Annotated in this window: 19 protein-coding genes; 15 read left to right on the top strand and 4 right to left on the bottom strand. The window is 71.5% G+C overall.

Features of this window, described 5'->3' with window-relative positions; translation table 11 throughout:
* Nucleotides 1-263: 263 nt before the first annotated feature.
* Nucleotides 264-944 carry a fumarylacetoacetate hydrolase family protein gene (locus VQH23_RS23460; RefSeq protein WP_408904354.1) on the bottom strand — a complete coding sequence of 227 codons (681 nt, stop codon included), beginning with the start codon at nt 942-944 and terminating at the stop codon, nt 264-266.
* Nucleotides 945-1,264: 320 nt separating this feature from the next.
* On the opposite strand from VQH23_RS23460, the gene dps reads away from it, so the two are divergent.
* From dps to VQH23_RS23480, 4 genes are all read left to right on the top strand, one after another.
* Nucleotides 1,265-1,783: a DNA starvation/stationary phase protection protein Dps gene (gene dps, locus VQH23_RS23465; protein ID WP_338663082.1), complete on the top strand. Its 519-nt coding sequence runs from the start codon at nt 1,265-1,267 to the stop codon at nt 1,781-1,783.
* A gap of 159 nt (nt 1,784-1,942) precedes the next feature.
* A complete protein-coding gene (parE, locus tag VQH23_RS23470) occupies nt 1,943-3,916 on the top strand; it encodes a DNA topoisomerase IV subunit B (RefSeq protein WP_338663083.1) in 1,974 nt (657 codons plus the stop codon).
* A gap of 87 nt (nt 3,917-4,003) precedes the next feature.
* Nucleotides 4,004-5,677: an FAD-dependent oxidoreductase gene (locus VQH23_RS23475; protein ID WP_338663084.1), complete on the top strand. Its 1,674-nt coding sequence runs from the start codon at nt 4,004-4,006 to the stop codon at nt 5,675-5,677.
* Nucleotides 5,678-5,745: 68 nt separating this feature from the next.
* Entirely contained in the window at nt 5,746-6,738 is a 993-nt protein-coding gene (locus VQH23_RS23480; RefSeq protein ID WP_338663085.1) for a tripartite tricarboxylate transporter substrate binding protein, read from the top strand.
* 67 nt (nt 6,739-6,805) lie between these two features.
* On the opposite strand, the gene VQH23_RS23485 is transcribed toward VQH23_RS23480, so the two are convergent.
* Together VQH23_RS23485 and VQH23_RS23490 are read right to left on the bottom strand one after the other, a co-directional pair.
* A complete protein-coding gene (locus VQH23_RS23485; protein WP_338663086.1) occupies nt 6,806-8,023 on the bottom strand; it encodes a DNA topoisomerase IB in 1,218 nt (405 codons plus the stop codon).
* 69 nt (nt 8,024-8,092) lie between these two features.
* The gene (locus tag VQH23_RS23490; protein WP_338663087.1) at nt 8,093-8,797 is read right to left on the bottom strand and encodes an alpha/beta fold hydrolase; all 705 of its coding nucleotides are present in this window, start codon (nt 8,795-8,797) and stop codon (nt 8,093-8,095) included.
* Between the two features lie 295 nt (nt 8,798-9,092).
* On the opposite strand from VQH23_RS23490, the gene VQH23_RS23495 reads away from it, so the two are divergent.
* The 11 genes from VQH23_RS23495 to mnhG all read left to right on the top strand — a co-directional run bounded on the left by VQH23_RS23495 (nt 9,093) and on the right by mnhG (nt 22,016).
* On the top strand, nt 9,093-11,246 hold the full coding sequence (locus VQH23_RS23495; protein ID WP_338663088.1) for a DEAD/DEAH box helicase: 2,154 nt from the start codon (nt 9,093-9,095) through the stop codon (nt 11,244-11,246).
* 108 nt (nt 11,247-11,354) lie between these two features.
* Nucleotides 11,355-12,581 carry an acyl-CoA dehydrogenase gene (locus VQH23_RS23500; RefSeq protein WP_408904253.1) on the top strand — a complete coding sequence of 409 codons (1,227 nt, stop codon included), beginning with the start codon at nt 11,355-11,357 and terminating at the stop codon, nt 12,579-12,581.
* 67 nt (nt 12,582-12,648) lie between these two features.
* Entirely contained in the window at nt 12,649-13,941 is a 1,293-nt protein-coding gene (locus VQH23_RS23505) for a TRAM domain-containing protein (RefSeq protein WP_338663089.1), read from the top strand.
* Nucleotides 13,942-14,035: 94 nt separating this feature from the next.
* Nucleotides 14,036-15,019 carry an MBL fold metallo-hydrolase gene (locus VQH23_RS23510; RefSeq protein ID WP_338663090.1) on the top strand — a complete coding sequence of 328 codons (984 nt, stop codon included), beginning with the start codon at nt 14,036-14,038 and terminating at the stop codon, nt 15,017-15,019.
* A 444-nt stretch (nt 15,020-15,463) separates the two neighbouring features.
* A complete protein-coding gene (locus tag VQH23_RS23515) occupies nt 15,464-15,949 on the top strand; it encodes a PTS sugar transporter subunit IIA (RefSeq protein WP_338663091.1) in 486 nt (161 codons plus the stop codon).
* Between the two features lie 105 nt (nt 15,950-16,054).
* On the top strand, nt 16,055-18,949 hold the full coding sequence (locus VQH23_RS23520; protein WP_338663092.1) for a monovalent cation/H+ antiporter subunit A: 2,895 nt from the start codon (nt 16,055-16,057) through the stop codon (nt 18,947-18,949).
* A complete protein-coding gene (locus VQH23_RS23525) occupies nt 18,949-19,293 on the top strand; it encodes a Na+/H+ antiporter subunit C (RefSeq protein WP_338663093.1) in 345 nt (114 codons plus the stop codon). Before VQH23_RS23520 ends, VQH23_RS23525 begins: the two co-directional genes overlap by 1 nt.
* Nucleotides 19,290-20,894 (top strand): monovalent cation/H+ antiporter subunit D, encoded by a 1,605-nt coding sequence (locus VQH23_RS23530; RefSeq protein ID WP_338663094.1) that lies wholly within the window; start codon nt 19,290-19,292, stop codon nt 20,892-20,894. Before VQH23_RS23525 ends, VQH23_RS23530 begins: the two co-directional genes overlap by 4 nt.
* Nucleotides 20,891-21,376 carry a Na+/H+ antiporter subunit E gene (locus VQH23_RS23535; protein ID WP_338663096.1) on the top strand — a complete coding sequence of 162 codons (486 nt, stop codon included), beginning with the start codon at nt 20,891-20,893 and terminating at the stop codon, nt 21,374-21,376. Before VQH23_RS23530 ends, VQH23_RS23535 begins: the two co-directional genes overlap by 4 nt.
* Nucleotides 21,373-21,654, top strand: a complete 282-nt coding sequence (locus tag VQH23_RS23540) for a K+/H+ antiporter subunit F (RefSeq protein ID WP_338663097.1) — start codon at nt 21,373-21,375, stop codon at nt 21,652-21,654. The genes VQH23_RS23535 and VQH23_RS23540 overlap by 4 nt, the downstream gene beginning before the upstream one ends.
* A complete protein-coding gene (gene mnhG / locus VQH23_RS23545; protein WP_338663098.1) occupies nt 21,651-22,016 on the top strand; it encodes a monovalent cation/H(+) antiporter subunit G in 366 nt (121 codons plus the stop codon). Before VQH23_RS23540 ends, mnhG begins: the two co-directional genes overlap by 4 nt.
* Here the strand turns inward: mnhG and VQH23_RS23550 are convergent.
* Nucleotides 22,013-22,783, bottom strand: a complete 771-nt coding sequence (locus tag VQH23_RS23550) for an IclR family transcriptional regulator (RefSeq protein ID WP_338663099.1) — start codon at nt 22,781-22,783, stop codon at nt 22,013-22,015. The two genes, mnhG and VQH23_RS23550, sit on opposite strands and share 4 nt — an antisense overlap.
* Between the last annotated feature and the right edge of the window lie 10 nt (nt 22,784-22,793).

Consider the following 22,793-nt stretch of genomic DNA (forward strand, 5'->3'; position numbering starts at 1 on the left):
GCGGAGCCAGAGGGCGCAGCCCCCTGGAACCCCCGCCAAGGGCCTGAGGCCCTTGGACCCTCGTCTGGCTGCCGCCGCCCCGTCCTGGAACGGGATCTCCGCTTGACGGGCGCCTTCCTGCCCTTGCAGTCGCCTCGGGTCACCGACCCGAGGCGCACCGTCAGCCGAGTAAACCCAAAGCCTAGAAGAGAATGATGGTGAGGGGTCCGGGGAGAGGAGGAATTCCTTCTTCCTCTCCCCGGGGGCAGCCCGACGTCCGAGGATCAGGCCTGCGCCGGCGTGATCCGCACCGAGAGGTCGGGCAGCCCCTCGATCTTGCAGAGGATCACGTCGCCCGGCACCACCGGCCCGACATTCTCCGGCGTTCCGGAGTAGATGATGTCGCCTGCCTTCAGCTCGAAGGCCTGGGACAGGTTGGCGATCTGCTCCGCCACGCTCCAGATCATCATCGACAGGTCCGCGTTCTGCTTCACCTGGCCGTTCACGGCGAGCGAGATGGCGCCCTTCGTGAAGTGCCCTGTGCCGGCCACCGGATGGATTGGCCCGATGGGGGCGGAGCGGTCGAAGGACTTGCCAACCTCCCAGGGCTTCTTTTGGTCGCCCATGCCGCGCTGCAGGTCGCGCCGCGTCATGTCCAGGCCCAGCGCGTAGCCGTAGACGTGCTCAAGCGCGCGGTCGGCGGGGATGTTCCGCCCGCCGGACTTCAGCGCGGCGACCAACTCCACCTCGTAGTGGTAGTTGCGCGTCAGCGTCGGGTAGGGATGGTCCCCCACCGTGCCGGGCGCGACGAACTGCACCGCGTCCGCCGGCTTCTGGAAGAAGAAGGGCGGCTCGCGCGTCGGGTCGCTGCCCATCTCCCGCGCGTGGGCGGCGTAGTTGCGGCCGATGCAGTAGACGCGGCGCACGGGAAAAGCGGCTTCGCTGCCGACCACCGGCACCGTCATCTGCGGCACCTCGAACAGGGTGCGCGGCCCGGCCGCGACCTGCGCCTCCGCCGCCGTGGTCCCCACCAGCCCCGCGGCGCCGAGTGGCAGCGCGGCGCTTAACATCGTTCTGCGATTCGTTCTCATGCCCATCTCCTCCGTCCCGCCCCGTTCCGGGGCTTGGGCGTGGAGGCTAGCACGGCCGCATGGCCCGGCCATGCTCTCCCATAGGGTCAGCCCCGTTCCGGAAACCTTCCCCGGCGCCGCGCATTCGGGTTGCCGAGGACGGCATCCACACCATCATGGATCCTGTCCATCGGACTCGAGAAAAGGAGCGCCCAGTGGCGACCAAGACCGAAGCCGGCAAGGTTCCCGGCAAGATCCCCACCCGCAACGACACCCCGAGCAACGGCAAGGCCGTTTCTATCGGCGTGCTGCAGGCCTGCCTCGTCGACATGGCCGACCTGACCAACTCCACAAAGCAGGCGCACTGGAACGTCAAGGGCAGCCACTTCTACGGCCTGCACAAGATGTTCGAGGAGTTCTACACGGTCCTCAACGAGCAGACGGACGAGATCGCGGAGCGCGCGGTCCAGCTCGGCGGCATCCCGGACGGCACGACGGAGACGATCGGCTCCACCAAGCGGATCGAGCGCTACGATAGCAAGCTGCTGGACGGGCTGGAGCACTGCGCGGCGCTGGCCGACCGCTACGCCCAGATGGCGAAGGAGCTGCGCGAGGGCATCGACCAGACGGACGAGGCCGGCGACGCCGACACCTCCGACCTTCTGACCCAGGTCTCCCGCGAGCTCGACAAGATGCTGTGGATGATCGAGGCCCACCTGCAGGGCAAGGATTGATCCGCCGGCCTGAAGGGTCATTGATCCCGGCGGCCCGGAGGCCGCCGAGCCCGGTGGCCCCAAGGCCGACAATCCAGCCGCCCCGGCGCCGAGAGGCCCGGGGCGGTTGCTTTTTGGGGTGCCACCGGGCTAGGTTGGGCCGGGGAACCAGAACAAGACATGAACGATCTATTCGGTGGCCGCGCCCCCAAGGGTCCGGCCCAGCAGAGCTATTCCGCGGCCGACATCGAGGTGCTGGAAGGGCTGGAGCCCGTCCGCCGCCGCCCCGGCATGTATATCGGCGGCACGGACGAGAACGCGCTGCACCACCTCGCCTCCGAGGTGATCGACAACGCCATGGACGAGGCGGTGGCCGGCCATGCCGATCGCATCGAGGTGGTGCTGGAGGCCGACAACTGGCTGACCGTGCGGGACAATGGCCGCGGCATTCCCGTGGACCCGCACCCGAAGTTCCCGAAGCTCTCGGCGCTGGAGGTGATCCTCACGACCCTTCACTCCGGCGGCAAGTTCTCCGGCAAGGCCTACGACACCTCGGGCGGGTTGCACGGCGTCGGCTCCTCGGTGGTGAATGCTCTGTCCGAGCGGATGGAGGTGGAGGTCGCGCGCGACCGCACCCTGTTCACCCAGGCCTATTCCCGCGGGAAGCCGCTGGCGAAGCTGAAGAACGCCGGGCCGGTCCAGAACCGCCGCGGCACCACCATCCGCTTCCGGCCGGACCCGGAGATCTTCGGCAAGCAGCACTTCCTGGCGGCGCGGCTCTACCGGTTCTGCCGGTCCAAGGCCTACCTCTACAAGGGCGTGGAGATCCGCTGGTCCTGCGATCCCGCCCTGGTGAAGGACGAGACCCCTTCCCAGGCGGTGCTGCACTTCCCGGGCGGGCTGGCCGACTACCTCGCCACCTCCATCGCCGGCCGGCCCACCGTGGTGCCCAACCCCTGGACCGGCGAGGTGACCTTCCCCGGCGGGGCCGGCCGCGCGGAGTGGGCGGCCACCTGGCTGGAGGGCGGCGAGGCCTTCCTCAGCACCTACGCCAACACCATCCCCACCCCGCAGGGCGGCACGCACGAGACGGGCTTCCGCAACGCCCTGGTGAAGGGCCTGCGCGCCTATGGCGAGCTGAAGAAGGAGAAGCGCGCCGCGAGCGTGACGGCGGAGGACCTGTTCGGCGGCCTCGCCGGCACCGTCTCCGTCTTCATCCGCGAGCCGCAGTTTCAGGGCCAGACGAAGGATAAGCTCACCTCTCCCGAGGCCGCCCGCCTCGTCGAGAACGGGCTTCGCGACCACTTCGACCACTGGCTGACGGGCGATACGCGCACCGCGGACAACCTGCTGGCCTGGGCCGTGGAGCGCGCCGAGGACCGCATCCGCCGGCGCGAGCAGAAGGACACGCCGCGCAAGTCCGCCACCCGCCGGCTGCGCCTGCCGGGCAAGCTGGCGGATTGCAGCAGCGAGAACGCGGCCAGCACGGAGCTTTTCCTGGTTGAGGGTGACTCCGCCGGCGGCTCCGCCAAGCAGGCGCGGGACCGCGCGACCCAGGCGGTGCTGCCGCTGCGCGGCAAGATCCTGAACGTCGCCTCCGCCTCCACGGAGAAGCTTCGTGGCAACCAGGAGCTGCGCGACCTCGTGGAGGCCCTGGGCTGCGGCGTCGGCGAGCGCTTCGACCTCGCGAAGCTGCGCTACGGCCGCGTCATCGTCATGACCGACGCGGACGTGGACGGCGCCCACATCGCCGCCCTGCTGATGACTTTCTTCTACAAGGAGCTGCCGGCCCTGGTGCGGGAGGGCAAGGTCTTCCTCGCCCAGCCGCCCCTCTACCGCCTGCAGCACGGCGCCAAGTCGGTCTACGCGCGGGACGACGCGGACCGCGAGCGCATCCTGAAGCGCGAGTTCAAGGCGAACCAGAAGGTCGAGGTCTCCCGCTTCAAGGGCCTCGGCGAGATGCCGCCCGCCTCGCTGAAGGAGACGACGATGGACCCGAGGAAGCGCACGCTCCTCCGGGTGGTGCTGCCGCAGGAGGCGCGGGCCGAGACCGCCGACCTGATCGAGGCGCTGATGGGCCGAAAGCCGGAGCTGCGCTTCCGGTTCATTCAGGAGAACGCGTCCAAGCTGGACGAGGCCGAAGTGGACGTCTGACCCGCCGCGGCAGAAGTCCCTTGCCGAGCTCCGGCCATAAGGTCATGGTATTGACCTTAGAGGAACGGACAAGAAGGTGGGGGGACCATGCCGCAGGAGATGCGCGCGGACGTGCTCGTGGTCGGCAGCGGGCCGGTCGGCATGGTGCTCGCGATGGACCTCGCCTCCCGGGGCGTGGACGTGATCGTCGCGGAGCGCCGCGCGCCCGGTGAGCCGCCCAACGTGAAATGCAACCACGTCTCCGCGCGCTCCATGGAGGTGTTCCGGCGCCTCGGCGTGGTGGAGGCGGTGCGGAACACCGGGCTTCCCGCCGACTTCCCGAACGACTGTGCCTACCGCACGACCTCCACCGGCCTCGAACTGTCCCGGATCCCCATCCCCTGCCGCCGCGACCGCTACACCGCCACCGGCGGCCCGGACACCTGGTGGCCGACACCGGAGCCGCCGCACCGGATCAACCAGACCTTCCTCGAGCCCGTCCTCTTCGCGCAGATGTCGGCCAAGCCCGGCATCCGCGTGCTGAACCGCGTCGCGGTGGAGGGCTTCGAGCAGGATCGCGAGGGCGTCCGCGCGACGGTGGAGAGGTTGGAGGGCGGCGGCACCTTCCACATCGCATGCCGGTACGTCGTCGGCTGCGACGGCGGCCGCTCCACCATCCGCCGGGCCATGGGCGCGAGGCTGGAGGGCACGCCGGTGGTGCAGCGCGTGCAGTCCACCTTCATCCGCGCGCCGGACCTGATCGACCGCATCGGTCAGCCCGCCTGGATGCTCCTCTCCCTCAACCCCCGCCGGTCCGGCACCGTCGTCGCGATCGACGGGAGGGAGGAGTGGCTCGTCCACAACCACCTGCACGAGCACGAGACGGAGTTCGACTCCGTCGACCGGGACTGGGCCATCCGCACCATCCTCGGCGTCGGGCCGGAGTTCCGCTACGAGGTCATCAGCCAGGAGGACTGGGTTGGCCGCCGCCTCGTCGCTGACCGCTTCCGCAACGGCCGCGCCTTCCTCTGCGGCGACGCGGCGCATCTCTGGATCCCCTACGCCGGCTACGGGATGAACGCCGGCATCGCCGACGCCGTGAACCTCTCCTGGCAGCTCGCCGCCGTGATCCGCGGCTGGGCGGAGGAGGGCATGCTCGACGCCTACGAGGCCGAGCGCCGCCCGATCACGGAGCAGGTCTCCCGCTTCGCCATGGGCCACGCGCTGGCGATGATGCGCCAGCGCGGCGGCGTGCCCGCGAACATCGAGGCGCCGGGGCCGGAGGGAGACGCTGCGCGCGCCAGGCTCGGCCAGGAGGCCTACGACCTGAACGTGCAGCAGTACTGCTGCGGCGGGCTGAATTTCGGCTACTTCTACCCGGCCTCCCCGGTCATTGCGCATGACGGCGCGGAGCCCCCCGCCTACACCATGTCCGAGTTTACCCCCTCCACCGTGCCGGGCTGCCGCACGCCGCACCTCTGGCTGAAGGACGGGCGCTCCCTGCTGGACGCCATGGGCCCGGGCTACACGCTGCTGCGCCTCGATCCGGCCCTGGACACGGCAGGGCTGGAAGCCGCGGCGGCGCGCGCCGGAATGCCCCTTACCTTGCTGGACCTGGACGGGGAGGACGCGAGGGCGGCGGGCTACGACCACCCGCTCGTCCTCTCCCGCCCGGACTGGCACGTGGCCTGGCGCGGCAACGCCGTGCCCGCCGACCCCGAGGCCTTGATCGACCGCCTCCGCGGCGCCTCCACGGCAGCCACGCGCAGGATCGCTGCCTGAGCCCTGCCTGCCTGAACCGACCGCCCCCGCGAAGAGGGGCGGCGCAGCACGAGACGAGGACACGGACCATGAGAGAGGATCGCCCCGTCGGGCGTCGCACGGCCCTGCGCGCCATCACCGCGGCGGCCCTGGCCGGCGCCGCCCGGCCCGCCGCCGCGCAGGCCTTCCCTGCCCGGCCCATCCGGCTGATCGTCACCTTTCCGCCGGGCGGCAGCAGCGACGTCATCGGCCGCATCCTGGCCCCCCGGATCGAGGCCCGCCTCGGCCAGCCCCTGGTGATCGACAACCGTCCCGGCGCCGGCGGCAACATCGGCATGGACATCGTCGCGAAGGCGGCGCCGGACGGCCATACCCTCGGCATCGGGGCCGCCGGTGCCCTCTCGGTGAACCCCAGCCTCTACCCCAACATGCCCTACGACACGCTGCGGGACCTCGCGCCCGTCACCATGCTCGCGGGGATACCTTTCGTCCTCGTCGCCAACCCTAGGCTCGGCGTCAGGACCTTGCCGGAGCTGGTCGTCGTGGCGAAGTCCAGGCCCGGCGCGCTCACCGTCGCCCATGGCGGCAACGGCACGGCCATGCACCTCTCGGCGGAGCTGTTCAACCAGATGGCGGGGCTGCGGATCGAGCCCATTCCCTTCCGCGGCAGCGCCCCGGCGATGACGGCGGCCGTGTCGGGGGACACGGACCTCGCCGTGGTGGACCTCGCCTCGGTGAGCGGCCTCGCCGCCGGCGGGCAGCTCGTCGTTCTCGGCGTCACCACGCCCGAGCGCGTTTCCTCCATGCGGCAGGCGCCCACCCTCGCGGAGGCGGGGCTACCCGGCTACGAATCGGTCGGCTGGTTCGGCCTCGTTGCCCCCGCGCGCACGCCGGCCCCGGTCGTGGAGGCGCTGAACGCCGCCTTCACGGCCACCCTGCGGGAGCCGGAGATCCGCGCGCGTCTGGAATCCGTCGGCACCGTCGCCCAGCCCGGCACGGCGGAGGAGTTCGCCGCCTTCATCCGCGCCGAGACGGGGAAATGGGCCGGCGTGATCCGCGCCATCGGCACGAAGGTGGAGTAGGGCCGGGCCGCGCGACGTCGCCGGCCTCGCGGCCCTGCTGGCCACTGCCGGCGCGGTGCTCCCCGGCTCAGGCGGCGGCCGCCACGGTCTCCACCGCCTTCTTGCCCCGGGTCGCCGCCTTCCCGGCGGCGCGCATCGCCTTTGCCTTGATCTTCGCGGGCGGGGCGGCGGCCTTCCCGGCCTTCAGCCGCGCCAGCAGGGCCAGCACGGCCGCCTCTTCCGGCCGCAGTTGCTCCAGCTCCTCCCGCAGCTCCTGTTCCGCCCGCTCCGCCATCTCCAGCACGAGCTGGCCGGCCATGTAGCCCTCGATCACGTCGGGGTGGACGTAGCACTTGCGGCAGACGGTCGGCGTGTTGCCCAGCCGCGCCGCGACGTTCTCGATCGCCGCGCGCACGTTCTTCTTCGCCGCCGTCTGGCTGTCGAAGGCCTCGAACTCGCGCAGCGCCAGCGCGGCCATCACTGTGCCGGACCAGGTCCGGAAATCCTTCGCGGTGATGTCCCGCCCGGTCACCTCGCGAAGATAGTCGTTCACGTCGCCGGAGGAGACGTCGTGCATCGTCCCGTCCTCGGCGGGCCAGGCGAAGAGCTCCTGCCCCGGCAGCTCCTGGCAGGCCTTGACCACGCGGGCGATGCGCCGGTCTTCCACCCCGAGTTTCCAGGTCTTTCCGCTCTTGCCCTTGAAGGCGAAGCGCATCGTCCGGCCCTCCACCTTCACGTGCTTGTTCCGTAGGGTGGTGAGGCCGAAGGACCCGTTCTCCTTCGCGTAGTCGTCGTTGCCGACGCGGATCAGGGTCGTCTCCAGCAGCCGCACCACGGTCGCCAGCACCTTCTCCCGGCACAGCTCCTTCCGGGCCAGGTCGGCCGCCACCCGGGCGCGCAGCGCGGGCAGGGCGGCGGCGAACTCCTCCATGTGCTCGTACTTCGTCGCGTCCCGCGTCTCCCGCCAGCGCGGATGGTAGCGGTACTGCTTGCGCCCCTTGGCGTCCCGCCCCGTGGCCTGGATGTGGCCGTTCGCGTGCGGGCAGATCCAGACATCGGTATAGGCCGGGGGTATGGCGAGGGAGCGGATGCGCTCCAGCACCGCCTCTTCCGTCACGGGATCGCCCGAGGCATCGAAGTAGGCGAAGCCGTCACCCTTCGGACGGCGCGTGATTCCCGGCCGCGTATCCGAGACGTATCGCAGCCCCGCCGCCCGCGCCGCCTCGCGCGGTTCGACAATGGAGCCCTCCTCGGGGGCACTGTCGGCGGGGGTCTTGCCGATGGGCTTCTTATCGGTGCTGGTCATGCCGGGATCCTTCTGCGAGAGGAAACCCGCTGGGCCGAGCCCGGGTTTCCGAGCACCCCGCTCGGAGACTCAGTCCAGCCAACCCCGCAGCAGCGCGGTCACCTCCCCCGGCCGTTCCATCGGCGGCAGGTGCGCGCAGCCCGGGATTACCTCCAGCCGCGCGCCGGGGATGCCCCCGGCCATCTCCCGCGCCAGCTCCGGCGGGGTCAGCACATCGGCCTCCCCAACCGCGACGAGGGTGGGCACGGCGATCGCCGCCAGCCCCGGCCGTGAGTCCGGCCGCCCGAGAATGGCCTCCTGCTGACGCAGGAAGGCCTCCTTCCCCACCCGCCCGGCCATGGCGATCACCTCCTCGGCCAGCGGACCCTCCTGGTTCGCCTCGTGAAGCAGGCGGGGGATCAGCCGCGGCGTCACGCCCCGGAACTGGCCGGACCGCGTCATCGACATCAGCCCCCGCCTCTGCCGTGCCTGCTCCGGCGTGTCCGGCCGGGCGGATGTGTCGAGCAGCGCCAGCCGCTCCACCCGCCCAGGCGCCTGCCGCATCACCTCGAAGGCCGCGTAGCCGCCCATGGAGAGCCCGGCCAGGGCGAAGCGCACCGCTCCCGCCGCGTCCATCGCTGCCAAGGCCCGCGAGGCCATCGCCCCCAGATCCTCGTCCAGCGTCAGATCGGCCACCACCGGCGCCGCCACATCCTCCAGCCCCGCGATCTGGTCCCGCCAGAGTCGCGCGTCGCAGAGCAGGCCGGGGAGGAGAAGGAGGGGCGTGCGGCTCATCCACCGTGTCAAACACGCCGCGCAACACCGGGCAACCCGGCGGGGAGGGCTGGAAAAGCCCGGGAATCGGCCTGCAACCTTGCATCGCGGGCGCCGCAGGCGCATATCGCGCGCACGCGGCTGCGTGTCGCGTGGACGCATGCCCGGCCGGTCCGGGCGCGGCCGCGCCACGCCGGACCACCGGCCGGGCGCTTCCGGCAGTGCCGCACGGCGCCCGACCCCATTTTTGACCACGCAGCCGAGTTTTCGCCGCCCTCCGCCGCAGCAGGCCGGGCAGCGGCACAGGGAAATACGCTTGAGCGATCACGACCAGCCCCGCCCCGCCGACACCAGCTCTCCTGACGAGCGCCCGGAGACCGTGCGCGAGGATCTGCCCGGGAACATGTCGGCGAATCCCCCCGACGCGGGCGCCACCGGCAGCATCCAGGGAGCTGCGGACGGCGACCCTGTCGGCGAGGGCGAGTCCCCGGGCTTCGCCGCACGCCCCGCCGCCTTCGAGGTGGCCGATCCGCTGCTGGCCACCGCGGAGCCTTCCGCCGAGGCCGACGATGTTTCCGACGCGGGCGCAACCGGCCCCGACGACGAGTCCGATCCTGGCGAGACCGGCCCCGATGGCGGCGAGATCGGCGCGGAGGACGACTCCGACGAGTCCTCTGCGGATGATGACGAGGAGGATGATGAGGACGACGAGGATGAGGAGGAGCAGGAAGCCGAGCCCCGCGCCACCTTCGCCGACCTCGGCCTTTCGGATCCCATCCTGAAGGCGGTGGCGGAGACGGGCTACGTCCACCCCACCCCGATCCAGGAAGCCGCCATCCCCGTGGTGCTGATGGGGCGCGACGTCCTGGGCTGCGCCCAGACCGGCACGGGCAAAACCGCCAGCTTCGTCCTGCCGATGATGGACATCCTGGCCGGCTCCCGCGCCAAGGCCCGCATGCCGCGCAGCCTGATCCTGGAGCCGACCCGCGAGCTGGCGCTTCAGGTGGCCGAGAACTTCGTGAAGTACGGCAAGTACCTGAACCTCAACCACGCGCTGCTGATCGGCGGCGAGAGCATGGATGAGCAGAAGGCCGTGCTTGAGAAGGGCGTGGACGTCCTCATCGCCACTCCCGGCCGCCTGCTGGACCTGTTTGACCGCGGGCGCATCCTGCTGGCGGACTGCAAGGTGCTGGTGATCGACGAGGCTGACCGGATGCTGGACATGGGGTTCATCCCCGATGTCGAGCGCATCGTCTCCATGCTGCCGAAGCTGCGGCAGACCTTGTTCTTCTCCGCGACCATGGCGCCGGAGATCAAGCGCCTGGCCGACGCCTTCCTGCAGAACCCGCGCGAGATCAGCGTCTCCGCCCCCGCCTCGGTCGCCACCACCATCACGGCCGGCCTGTTCTGGGTGGGGGAGCGCGACAAGCGGGAGGCCCTGCGCCGACTCATCAAGCGGGAGCAGGTTCAGAACGCCCTGATCTTCTGCAACCGCAAGGTCGAGGTGGACGTCCTCTTCAAGAGCCTGAAGAAGCACGGCTTCAGCGTGGGGGCCCTGCACGGCGACCTCGCCCAGTCCGTCCGCTTCGCCACGCTCGAGAAGTTCAAGAACAACGAGTTGCAGCTCCTCGTCTGCTCGGACGTGGCGGCGCGCGGCATCGACATTGGCGGCCTCTCCCACGTCTTCAACTTCGACGTGCCCTTCCACGCTGAGGACTACGTCCACCGCATCGGCCGCACCGGCCGCGCGGGGCGGGAGGGCCATGCCTATACCCTGGCCACCGCGGACGAGGCCAAGGCCGTGGCCGCGGTGGAGACCCTGACGGGCCGCCCCATCCCGCCCATGACCATCGAGGGGCTGGACCCGGTGGACCCCGAGGACATCCAGGCCGCGCTGAAGGCGACCGGCCGCGGGCGCGGCCGGGGTCGTGGCGGCGAGGGCCGGGGTGGCCGTGATTCGGGTCGGGGTGAGCGCGGCCGCGGCGATACCAGGCGCGAGCGCGGCGGCGAGGCCCGCGAGGGCGGCCGCCGCGAGGCCCATGCCCGCAAGGACGAGGGCCGGCGCGACGAACCCCGCCGGGACGAGAAGCGCCAGGATGAGAAGCGCCAGGATGAGAGGCGCCGGGACGAGCCCCGCCGCGAGGAGCGCGGCGGCCGTGAGACCCGCGGCGCCGACCGCGTGCTGGACGAGGTGAACCGCGACGCCGCGCGAGAGAGCGGCCGCGACTGGAGCCGCGACGACCGCTCTCGTGATGACCGGGCCCGCGGCGAGGACCGCCCCCGCCGGGACGACCGCCCGCGCGACGACCGCTATCGCGAAGGCGGCCGCCGCGATCGCGACGACCGCCGCTTCCGCCAGGACGATCTCGGCCCCGCCGTGGTCGGCTTCGGCGACGCCGTGCCCGCCTTCATGCTGATCCCCCTGCCCCGGCCGCGCCGGGTGCGGGACGACGAGGCCGAGGCGGCCTGATCTGCCGGGAGGGGTTCCGGCCCCTCCCCGCCTCCTGTCGCTGGCACTCGCCTGCCCCCTGGGGCAGGATGCGACCGCGTTGATTATGCCCATCAGAGGAACGCTGAGATGAACGTCGTCACCCAGGTGTTGCCGGAGGCCCCGCAGGCCCGCGTTCCGCAGAAGATGGGCAGCTTCGTGTGGGAGGACCCGCTACTGCTCGAGGAGCAGCTGACGGAGGACGAGCGCATGATCCGCGACGCGGCGCGCGACTTCTGCCAGTCCAAGCTGCTGCCCCGCGTGATCGAGGCGACCCGGCGCGAGCACTTCGACCGCGAGATCATGAACGAGTTCGGGGAGATGGGCTTCCTCGGCGCGACCCTGGACAGCCACGGCTGCGCCGGCGTCGGCTACGTCTCCTACGGCCTGATCTCGCGCGAGGTGGAGCGGGTGGACAGCGGCTATCGCTCCGCCTTCTCCGTGCAGTCCTCTCTGGTGATGTACCCGATCCACGCCTTCGGCTCCGAGGAGCAGAAGGACAAGTATCTGCCGAAGCTCCGCACCGGCGAGTTCGTCGGCTGCTTCGGCCTGACCGAGCCCGACGCCGGCTCCGATCCCAACTCCATGCGCACCCGCGCCAAGAAGGTCGATGGCGGCTATCTCGTCTCCGGCTCCAAGACCTGGATCTCCAATTCCCCGATCGCCGACGTCTTCGTGGTCTGGGCGAAGGACGACGAGGGCGTGCTGCGCGGCTTCATCCTCGAGAAGGGCATGAAGGGCCTCACCGCCCCGAAAATCGAGGGCAAGCTCTCGCTCCGCGCCTCCGTCACCGGCATGATCATGATGGACGAGGTCTTCGTGCCGGAGGAGAACCGCCTGCCCGGCGTGAAGTCCCTCGCCGGCCCCTTCTCCTGCCTCAACCGCGCCCGCTACGGCATTTCCTGGGGCGTGCTGGGCGCGGCCGAGGATTGCTGGATGCGCGCCCGCGAGTACACGCTGGGCCGCAAGATGTTCGGCAAGCCCCTGGCGCAGACTCAGCTGATCCAGAAGAAGCTGGCGGACATGCAGACCGAGATCGCGCTCGGCCTGCAGGGCGTGCTGCGGCTCGGCCGGCTTTTCGACGAGCACAAGGCCGCGCCGGAGATGATCTCCATGATGAAGCGGAACAACTGCGGCAAGGCGCTGGATATCGCCCGCGTGTCCCGCGACATGCACGGCGGCAACGGGATCGTAGACGAGTACCACGTGATCCGCCACGTCATGAACCTGGAGACGGTGAACACCTATGAGGGCACGCACGACGTGCACGCCCTTATCCTCGGCCGCGCGCAGACCGGGCTGAACGCCTTCGGCTGATCCGCGCCGCACGACGTCGAGAGGGGGCGGTCCTTCGGGGCCGCCCCTTCCTGTTTCAGGAACCATCATGCGCGTGACAGTCGAGGCCTTGGGCGCCGCCGGGGACGGCATCGCCCGCGAACCATCGGGAGGCACGGGGGCCGGCCGCCCCCTCTTCATCCCCTTCGCCCTGCCCGGTGAGACCGTGGAGGCCGAGCCCGGCCCAGCGCGCGGCGAGGGCCGCGCCGCCACCCTTGTGGCGGTCGAGACCCCCTCCCCCGACCGCGTCCCGCCGCCCTGCCCGCATTTCGGCACCTGCGGTGGCTGCGCCGTGCAGCACCTGTCCCCGCCCGCCGTCGCCGCCTGGAAGGCCGCCCGCGTGGTGGAGGCCCTCTCCCGCGCCGGCTTCCCGGGCATCGCGGTGGAGCCGGCCACCCCCAGCCCGCCCAACAGCCGCCGCCGGGCAGACTTCGCGCTGCGGCGCCGGCCGGACGGTATCACGGTCGGCTTCCACGCCCGCGGCAGCGCCGAGCCCTTTGACATGGCGGCCTGTTTCGTGATCGACCCGCGCCTGCTTGCCCTGGTGGCCCCGCTGCGCGCGATGCTGTCGGGCCTGCCCGCCCTGAAGCGCGCGGGATCGGCCATGGTGAACCTGCTGGACAGCGGCCCGGACCTCTGGCTGCGGACCGACGCGGCGCTGACCCCGGCGGACCGCACGAAGCTTGCCGCCTTCGCGGCGGCGAACGGCATCCCCCGCATCGCCTGGTCCAGGGAGGGCACGCGCGATACGCCGGAGATCGCCGCCCAGTCCGGCCCGGTGCAGGCCGTGCTCGCGGGCAATGCCGTCAGCCCAGCCCCCGGCGCCTTCCTGCAGGCCACGCCGCAGGGCGAGGCCGCCATCGCCGCCGCCGTGCTGGCCGGGCTGCCGAAGCGGCTGCCCGGCAAGCCCCGGATCATTGAGCTGCACGCCGGCCTCGGTACCCTCACCTTCCCGCTCGCCGGCAAGGGCCGGGTGGACGCCTTCGAGGGGGCGCCCGAGGCCGCCGCCGCCCTGCACGCCGCCGCCGGCCGCGCCGGTGCCCGCGTGAAGGCGACCCGACGCGACCTGGTCCGCCAGCCGCTTCTCCCCCCCGAGCTGAACGGCGCCGCCGCGCTCGTACTGGACCCGCCCTTCGCCGGCGCCGCGGAGCAGGCCGCGATCCTTGCCCGCTCCACCGTGCCGCGGGTGATCTACGTCTCCTGCAACCCCGCCGCCCTGTCCCGGGACCTCGTCCCCTTCGCCCGGGCGCCGGGCTGGCGGGTGGCGGGCGCGGTGGCGGTAGACCAGTTCCTCTGGTCCTCCCAGGTGGAGGCGGTCGTCACCCTCGCGCGGGGGTCCTGAAGCGAGGGGCCTGAAGCGTGGACCCTGAAGCGTGGGCCTTGATTAAGCCACGCGCCTCCGGAACTCTTCGGCTCCGCCCGAAGGAACCGGACCCATGGATCGACGCGCGCTGCTTGCGGCCGGCCTCGCCGCCCCTGCCCTGATCCCGGCCGCGATGGCCCAGACTGCGGCTACCGCGCCGGCGGCCGCGCCGCCCCCGCCGCAGGCGCCCGGCTTCTACCGCTTCCGCGTCGGCACCGCCCTCGTCACCATGGTGCATGACGGCCAGGGCGCCCGCCCCAACCCGACCCAGGGCTTCGTCCGCAACGCCTCGGCGGAGGAGGTCACCACCTCCCTCCGCGCCCAGGGGCTGGACCCCGCGCAGATCACGATCCCCTTCACCATCCCCGTGGTCCGCACCGCGCGCGGCACGGTGATGTTCGACACGGGCAACGGCCCCCAGACGGCGGCCGACAGCCGGATCGGGCAGCTCCAGGCGAACCTCTCCGCGGCGGGGATCGACCCCGCCTCGATCGACATCATCGCCTTCACCCATTTCCACGGCGACCATATCGGCGGCCTGCTGGACGGCAGCGGCAACGCCGCCTTCCCGCGCGCCCGGGTCGTGGTGCCGGAAAAGGAGTGGGCCTTCTGGATGGACGAGGGTCAGGCGGCCCGCGCGCCGGAGGCCATGCGCCCGGCCTTCGCCAATGTCCGCCGCCGCTTCGCGCCCTATGATTCGCGGATCGAGCGGATCGGCGACGGCGCCGAGGTCCTGCCGGGCCTCCGCGGTATCGACACGCCCGGCCACACGCCCGGCCACATGTCCTTCCAGCTCACGGATGGTACCGCATCTCTGATGATCCTGGGCGACCTGACCAACCGGCCGGAGCTGAACCTCGCCAATCCCGGCTGGCACCTCGTCTTCGACATGGACCCGACGATGGCGGAGGCGACCCGCCGCAAGGTCTTCGACCGCGTGGCGGCGGACCGCACCCCCTGTGTCGCCTATCACTGGCCCTTCCCGGCGCGCGGGACGGTGGTGAAGGAAGGGAACGGCTACCGGCTCCTGCCCGCGGACTGGTCCAGCGTGCTGTAGGGTGGAAGGCGGCGCGGGCCGCCCCGCCGGATAAGCCAGGCCGGCCTCTCCGCGGCGCAAGGGCGGTGCTCGCGTGTTGCGGGTTCCCGCCTCGCGTGCTCCGCGAGACTTGTTGCACGGGATGGGATATGGTTTGAGGGTCCGTGCGCCTCCGGACGGCGGCAAGATTGCCGCTGTTCACCGAGGCGGAAGGCGCCCGGCAATGCCGCCAGTCCAGCTGGGAACAGCGGCTGAAACAGGCGCAGCCGGCCGGCGTCGCTCCGGTTAGCATCTCCAGGTCGGCCGGATCACTGGCCGCCGCGTGATCTTCCGCCAGCGACGGCCGCGTTCCCCATATGGGAGGTGCGGCAGGGGTCGAGCCGGACAGCTTCTGCTAGAAGGGGGCCGGACCGAGGTGCCGCATCTGGGTCGCCGCCCTGGCGACCGTGACTTCTGGAGTGTTCCATGGCGATCGCCGACCTGTTCCCCGCCCCCGATGGCATCCTGAGCCTCGGGCCTGCGAACAAGGCCGAGCTCCTCGACATGCTCGCGGCCGAGGCTGCCCGCCGCCTTGGGCGCCCGGAGGAGGATACCGAGGAGGACGTCCTGCACGCGCTGATGGCGCGGGAGAAGCTGGGGTCCACCGCGCTGGGGCGGGGCATCGCGCTGCCGCACGCGCGGCTGGACTGGCTGCAGGAGCCCCTGGCGATCCTGGCTCGGCTGACGCAGCCGATCGACTTCGAGGCCCGCGACGGCGAGCCGGTGGATCTCGTCTTTCTCGTCCTCTGGCCGGAATCTACGCCCGAGGGTTTCCTGCCCGCCCTCTCCGGCATCTGCCGCGCGCTGCGCGACAACGGGCTGCCGCGCCGGTTGCGAGGGGCCGGTTCCGCCGCCGAGGCACTGGCGATGCTGCAGGCGATGGACCACGCCGACCCCGACGCCCAACCCTGAAGGGGTAATCCTGACAGGGCGGCCCTGAGAAGGCAGCCCTGAGGAGGCAACCCGGCGGGCCCGCACGGCCCATCCCCTGGACTCACGGAGAAAGGACGGCGCCCAGTGCCCGACGCCCTCGCCCTTTCGGCTGCCATCGGCCTTCCCTATCTCGGCGCGCTGGTCACCGCGCTGCTCCCGCGCAATGGACGCCAGCTGGAGTCCTGGCTGGCCGGCGGCGTGGCGCTGCTGACGCTCGCGACCGTCTGGGCGCTCTGGCTCGCCGTGTCCGGAGGTGAGGTGCCGCGGCTGGAGCTGCCCTGGGTGCCGGAGCTCGGCCTCACCCTCGTCCTGCGCGCGGACGGCCTGGCCCTGGTCTTCGCCGCCATGGTCGCGGGGATCGGCTTCCTCGTCGTGCTCTACGCGCGCTACTACATGTCGCCGGACGACCCGATCCCGCGCTTCTTCTCCTTCCTGCTCTTCTTCATGGGCTCGATGATGGGGCTGGTGCTCTCGGGCAACCTCATCCAGCTCGTCTTCTTCTGGGAGCTGACCAGCCTCTTCTCGTTCCTGCTCATCGGCTACTGGCAGGGATCGGCCGCGGCGCGGGACGGGGCGCGCATCGCGCTCACGGTCACGGCGGGCGGCGGGCTCGCGCTCTTCGCGGGCGTGCTGCTGCTGGGCCACATCACCGGGTCCTACGACCTGGACCGCGTGCTGGCGGCGGGCGACATCATCCGCGCCCACCCGCTCTACACCCCCGCGCTGGTGCTGATCCTGCTGGGCGCCCTGACGAAGAGCGCGCAGTTCCCCTTCCACTTCTGGTTGCCGCAGGCGATGGCGGCGCCCACCCCGGTCTCGGCCTACCTGCACTCCGCCACGCTGGTGAAGGCCGGCATCTTCCTCATGGCCCGGCTCTGGCCTGCCCTGGCCGGCACGGAGGAGTGGTTCTGGATTGTCAGCACCTGCGGCATGGTGACCCTGCTGCTGGGTGCCTACGTCGCGATCTTCCAGCACGATCTGAAGGGCCTTCTGGCCTATTCCACCATCAGCCATCTCGGGCTCATCACCCTGCTGCTAGGCCTGAACAGCCCGCTGGCCCTGGTGGCCGCGGTCTTCCACACCATGAACCACGCGACCTTCAAGGCCTCGCTCTTCATGGCCGCCGGCATCATCGACCACGAGACGGGCACGCGCGACATCCGGCGCCTGTCCGGCCTCAACCGTTCCATGCCCTTCACCGCGCGGCTGGCGCTGGTGGCCGCCGCCGCCATGGCGGGCGTGCCGCTGCTGAACGGCTTCATCTCCAAGGAGATGTTCTTCACGGAGGCGCTGACCGCCGCCTCCGCCCCCACCCTGCTGCACAGCGTGCTGCCGATCGCGGCGTTGGTGGCCAGCGTGCTGGCCGTGGCCTACTCGCTGCGCTTCATCCACGGTGCCTTCTTTGGCCCGGACACGGACGACCTGCCCCGCACCCCGCACGAGCCACCGCAGTGGATGCGCGTGCCAGTGGAGGTGCTGGTCTTCCTCTGCATGGTCGTGGGCATCCTGCCGGCCGCCACCATCGGGCCCTATCTCGACGTCGCCGTCCGCTCGGTGCTGGGGGCCGGCACGCCGGAGTACAGCCTGGCGGTGTGGCACGGCTTCAACCTGCCGCTGGTGCTGAGCCTCTTTGCCCTGATGCTCGGCGTGCTGCTCTACCGCCTGCTGCAGCGCCACTTCGCCGCCGGAGTGGAAGGCACGCCGCTGATGCGCCGCCTGGATGGCCGCCGCATCTTCGACCGCACCATGGTCTTCCTCTCCTGGCGCTTCGCCCGCACCCTGGAGCGGCTGCTGGGGACGAGCCGGCTGCAGATGCAGCTGCGCCTGATGGTCTGCGCCGCCTTCCTGGCCGGGGCACTGGCCCTGATGCCCCACGGGCTCCGGCTGGGCGCGGTGACGCTGACGGGTGTGGACCCGGTGGTGGCGCTGATCTGGCTGGTGGGGGCGGGCTGCGCCGTCGGCGCCGCCTACCAGGCCAAGTATCACCGGCTGGCGGCGCTGATCATGCTCGGCGGCGCGGGGCTGGCCACCTGCCTCACCTTCATCTGGTTCTCCGCCCCCGACCTGGCGCTGACCCAGCTGCTGGTGGAGGTGGTGACGACGGTGCTGATGCTGCTCGGCCTGCGCTGGCTGCCCAAGCGGCTGGAGTTCGAGAACGCGTCCCGCGCCCTGCTGCCGCGCCTGCGCCGCGCGCGCGACTTCGTCATCGCCGTCGCGGCCGGCGCGGGGCTGACCGCCATCTCCTACGCCACGATGACGCGGCCCTCGCCCGACGGCATCTCCCGCCACTTCCTGGAGCGCGCCTACACGGAGGGCGGCGGCACCAACGTGGTGAACGTCATCCTCGTGGATTTCCGCGGCTTCGACACGCTGGGCGAGATCACCGTGCTCGGCATCGTGGCGCTGACCGTCTTCGCCCTGCTGCGGCGCTTCCGCCCGGCGCCCGAGAGCATCGGCGTGCCGGACCAGCAGAGGGGCGGCGACGGGAACTGGCTTCTGGTGCCCGGCGCCATCATGCGGTTGATGTTCCCGGTGATCCTGACCGTCGCGATCTTCCTGCTGCTGCGCGGGCACGACCTGCCCGGCGGCGGCTTCGCCGCGGGGCTGATGATGTCGGTCGCCATCCTGCTGCAGTACATGGCCGCCGGCACGCGCTGGGTGGATGACCACCTGCGGGTGCGCCCGCTGCGCTGGATGGGGGGCGGGCTGCTGCTGGCGGCCGGCACGGGCGCCGCCGCCCTGGTCGCGGGGCGGCCCTTCCTCACCTCCTACTTCGCCTACGCGGATCTTGGCTGGCTGGGGAAACTGCCGGTGGCCAGCGCGGTGCTGTTCGATCTCGGCGTCTTCGCCCTCGTCTTCGGGGCCACGGTGCTGATGCTCATCGCCATCGCGCACCAGTCCGTCCGCAGCCCCAAGCCGGCGCGCCGCATCCGTCCGGAGCGCGCGCCGCCGGCCCCCGCCATCGCCGGAGACGACTGATGGAACTCATCCTTGCCCTCTCCATCGGCGTGCTCGGCGGCTCCGGCGTGTGGCTGCTGATGCGGCCGCGCACCTTCCAGCTCATCATCGGGCTCTCGCTGCTCTCCTACGCCGTGAACCTGTTCATCTTCAGCATGGGGCGCTTCCCCGTGGGCCGGCCGCCGATCCTGGAGCCCGGCACCTCCGGCGACCCCGCCGCCTTCGCGGATCCGCTGCCGCAATCCCTGGTGCTGACCGCCATCGTCATCGGCTTCGCCACCACGGCGCTCTTCCTCGTCGTCATGCTGGCCGCGCGCGGCCTGACCGGCGGCGACCACGTGGACGGAAGGGGGCCGGGGCGGTGAGCGGCTGGATGCAGCACCTGGCGGTCCTGCCGATCATCGTGCCGCTCCTGGCGGGCGCCCTCATGATCCCGATGGAGGACCAGCGCGGCCGGCTGCGCGCGGCGCTCGGCGTGATCTCGGCGCTGGCGCTGATACCGATCGCCGCGGCGCTGGCCTGGCAGGCCCATGCCGGGGACGGGATCGTCACCGTCTATCGCCTGGGCAATTGGCCAGCCACCTTCGGCATCGTGCTGGTGGCGGACCGGCTGGCGGCGCTGATGCTGGTGCTGACGGCGGTGCTGGGCTTCTCCGCCCTGCTCTTCTCCCTCACGCGCTGGCAGCGGGTGGGATCGCACTTCCACCCGCTGTTCCAGTTCCAGCTCATGGGCCTCAACGGCGCCTTCCTCACGGGGGACCTGTTCAACCTCTTCGTCTTCTTCGAGGTGCTCCTGGCCGCCTCCTACGGCCTCGCGCTGCACGGTTCCGGCGTCGCGCGCGTGAAGGCGGGGCTGCACTACATCTCCATCAACCTCGCCGCCTCGCTGCTCTTCCTCATCGGCGTCTCCATGATCTACGGCGTGGCCGGCACGCTGAACATGGCGGATCTCGCCGCCCGCATCCCGCAGATGCCGGCGGAGGACCGCCCGCTGCTGGAGGCGGGCGCGGCGATCCTCGGCACCGCCTTCCTGGTGAAGGCGGCCATGTGGCCGCTGGGCTTCTGGCTCGGCCCAACCTACGCCGCCGCGAGCCCGCCCGCCGCCGCGATCTTCTCCCTGATGAGCAAGGTCGGCGTTTACGCCGTGCTGCGCCTCTCCCTCCTGCTGTTCGGGGCGGATGCCGGGGGCTCCGCCGGGTTCGGCAACACCTTCCTGCTCGCGGGCGGTATCATGACGATCGGCTTCGGCGCCGTCTCCGTCCTCGCCACGCAGGACCTGTCGCGCCTCGCCGGGGCCTGCGTGCTCATCTCCTCGGGCACCCTGCTCGCGGCGGTCGGCGCGGGGCAGGTCGCAGTCACGGGCGGGGCGCTGATCTACCTCGCCAGCTCGGCGCTCGCGATCGGCGCGCTGTTCCTGCTGATCGAGCTGCTGGAGCGCGGGCGCGAGATCGGTGCCGACGTGTTGGCCGTTACGCTCGAGGCCTTCGGCGACGGCGACGAGGACGACGAGCACGAGGACGAGGAGAGCGGCGAGTCCATCCCCGCCACCATGGCGATCCTCGGCGTCTCCTTCCTGTGCTGCGCGCTGGTCCTGGCCGGGCTGCCGCCGCTCTCCGGCTTCATCGGCAAGTTCGCCATGCTCTCCGGCATCCTGAACCCGGATGGGCTGGGCAGCGGGCCCGCCGGGCTTCCGATCTCCGGCTGGGCCCTCCTGGCCGCGCTCGTGCTGTCCGGCTTCGCCACCGTGCTGGCCATGGCGCGCGCGGGCATCCGCAGCCTCTGGGCCACGGAGCGGAGCGTGCCGATGGTCGGCATGGCGGAGATCGCGCCGGTGCTGCTCCTGATCGGCCTCTGCGTCGCCATGACCGCGGCGGCGGGACCGGTGACGCGCTACATGCAGGCCGCCGCCACCTCGCTGCACGCGCCGCAGGATTATGTGCGCGGCGTGACGGGAGACAGCCGATGAGAGGGCTCCTGCCGCACCCCCTGCTCTCGGCGGGGCTCTTCGTCATGTGGATGCTGATGCAGCGGACGGTCATGCCCGGCCCGGCGCTGGTCGGCGCCGCGGTGGCCCTGCTGGGCGGCTGGGCGCTGGCCGTGCTGCAGCCCGGGCGGACCCGGCTGGGCCGGCCGGGCGCGGCCCTGCGCCTGCTGGGGAACGTCGCGGCCGATGTGATCCGCTCCAACCTTGGCGTGGCGCAGGTCATCCTGCTCCGGCGGAAGGACCGGCGCGCCGGCTTCATCCGCATCCGCCTGGCGCTGCGCGACCCGCAGGCCCTCGCCATCCTCGCCGTGATCCTCACCGCGACCCCCGGCACGGCCTGGGTGGAGTACGAGGAGGAGGAGGGCTGGCTGCTGCTGCACGTCCTGGACCTCATCGACGAGGAGGCCTGGGTCCGGATCGTCAAGGATCGCTACGAGGCGCCGCTGATGGAGATGTTCCAATGAGCCAGGCCGTGCTGCACCTCTCGCTTCTCGCCGCGCAGATCATGCTGGGCGTGGCCTTCATCCTCTGCGCGTGGCGCGTGGCGCGCGGGCCGCGGGCGCAGGACCGCGTGGTCGGGCTGGATGCCCTGTACGTCAACGGCATGCTGCTGCTGCTGACCTTCGGCATCCGCTCCGGCACCGACCTCTACTTCGAGGTCGCCCTCGTCGTCGCGCTGCTGGGCTTCGTCAGCACGGCCGCCCTGGCCAAGTTCCTGATGCGCGGCGAGGTGATCGAGTGAGCCACGCCTCCGACCTGCCGATCTGGATCGCCGTCCCGGTCGCGCTGCTCCTCCTCCTGGGATCCGGCCTGTCCCTGGCCGGCGCCTTCGGCCTGGTGAGTCTGAAGACCTTCTACGAGCGCCTGCACGCGCCGACCATCGGCACCTCCTGCGGGATGGGCTGCGTGCTGCTGGGCTCCATGATCTTCTTCTCGGCCCTGCAGAGCCGGCTGGTGATCCACGAGGTGCTGATCGCTCTTCTCGTCGTCGTCACCACGCCCGTCACGCTGATGCTGCTCGGCCGCGCCGCGCTCCACCGGGACAGGCTTGAGGGCCGTGCGGAGGTCCCGCCCACCGCCCGCCCGGAGGATGTGGGGCGCTAGGCAGGGGTGCGGGACAGGGCGCCGGGGAGCAGCGTTCCGCCCATGCTCCGCGTCAGCTCCGCCGCGACGCGGAGGAGGACCGGCGCTGCCGCATCCGCCGCCTCGCGCGTGAAGCGCGTGATCGGCCCCGTGAGGCACAGCGCGCCGGCGAAGTTGGGGCCCGGCCCGAAGACGGGCGCCGCCATGCTGGAGGAATGCGGATCGTTGGCGGCCGCCGTGTAGAACGGGATCGCCGTCCCCGCGGCCTCGGGCGGAAGCGGCACGGCGCCGAACAGGCGAAGGACCTGGGCGATGGACGACCCGTCCATGGGCAGGCGGTCGCCCTGCCGTACGTGCAGGCGGAGCGGGTGCGGGGAGTCCGCGCGAAAGAGGCAGAGGCGGCTCTGCCGGTCGCGCACGTAGAAGGCCGCGCTCTCGCCTGTCTCGGAAACCAGGGCCTCCAGCGACGGCATCACATGCGCCTCCACCCGGAAGCTCTGCTGGTAGAGGGAGCCCAGGCGGAACAGCTCCGCCCCCAGCCGGTAGGAGCCATCCGGCAGGCCGACGATGTAGCCGTGCTCCTCCAGCGTCAGCGCGAGACGCATGATGGTGCTCTTCACCAGCCCCGTGCGCTCGGCCAGCTCGGCCAGGGACACGGCATCGTCGCCCTTGCGGAAGGCCGAGAGCACCGTCAGGGCCCGCCCGGCCGATGCCACGCCCTCCAGTGATGGCTTGGCGCGGGAGGAACCGGTCATCCCCGCACCGACAGCCTGCCGATCCTGCCTCATGGAGCAGTCC

This window comes from Pararoseomonas sp. SCSIO 73927 (assembly GCF_037040815.1).
GTDB lineage: Bacteria > Pseudomonadota > Alphaproteobacteria > Acetobacterales > Acetobacteraceae > Roseomonas.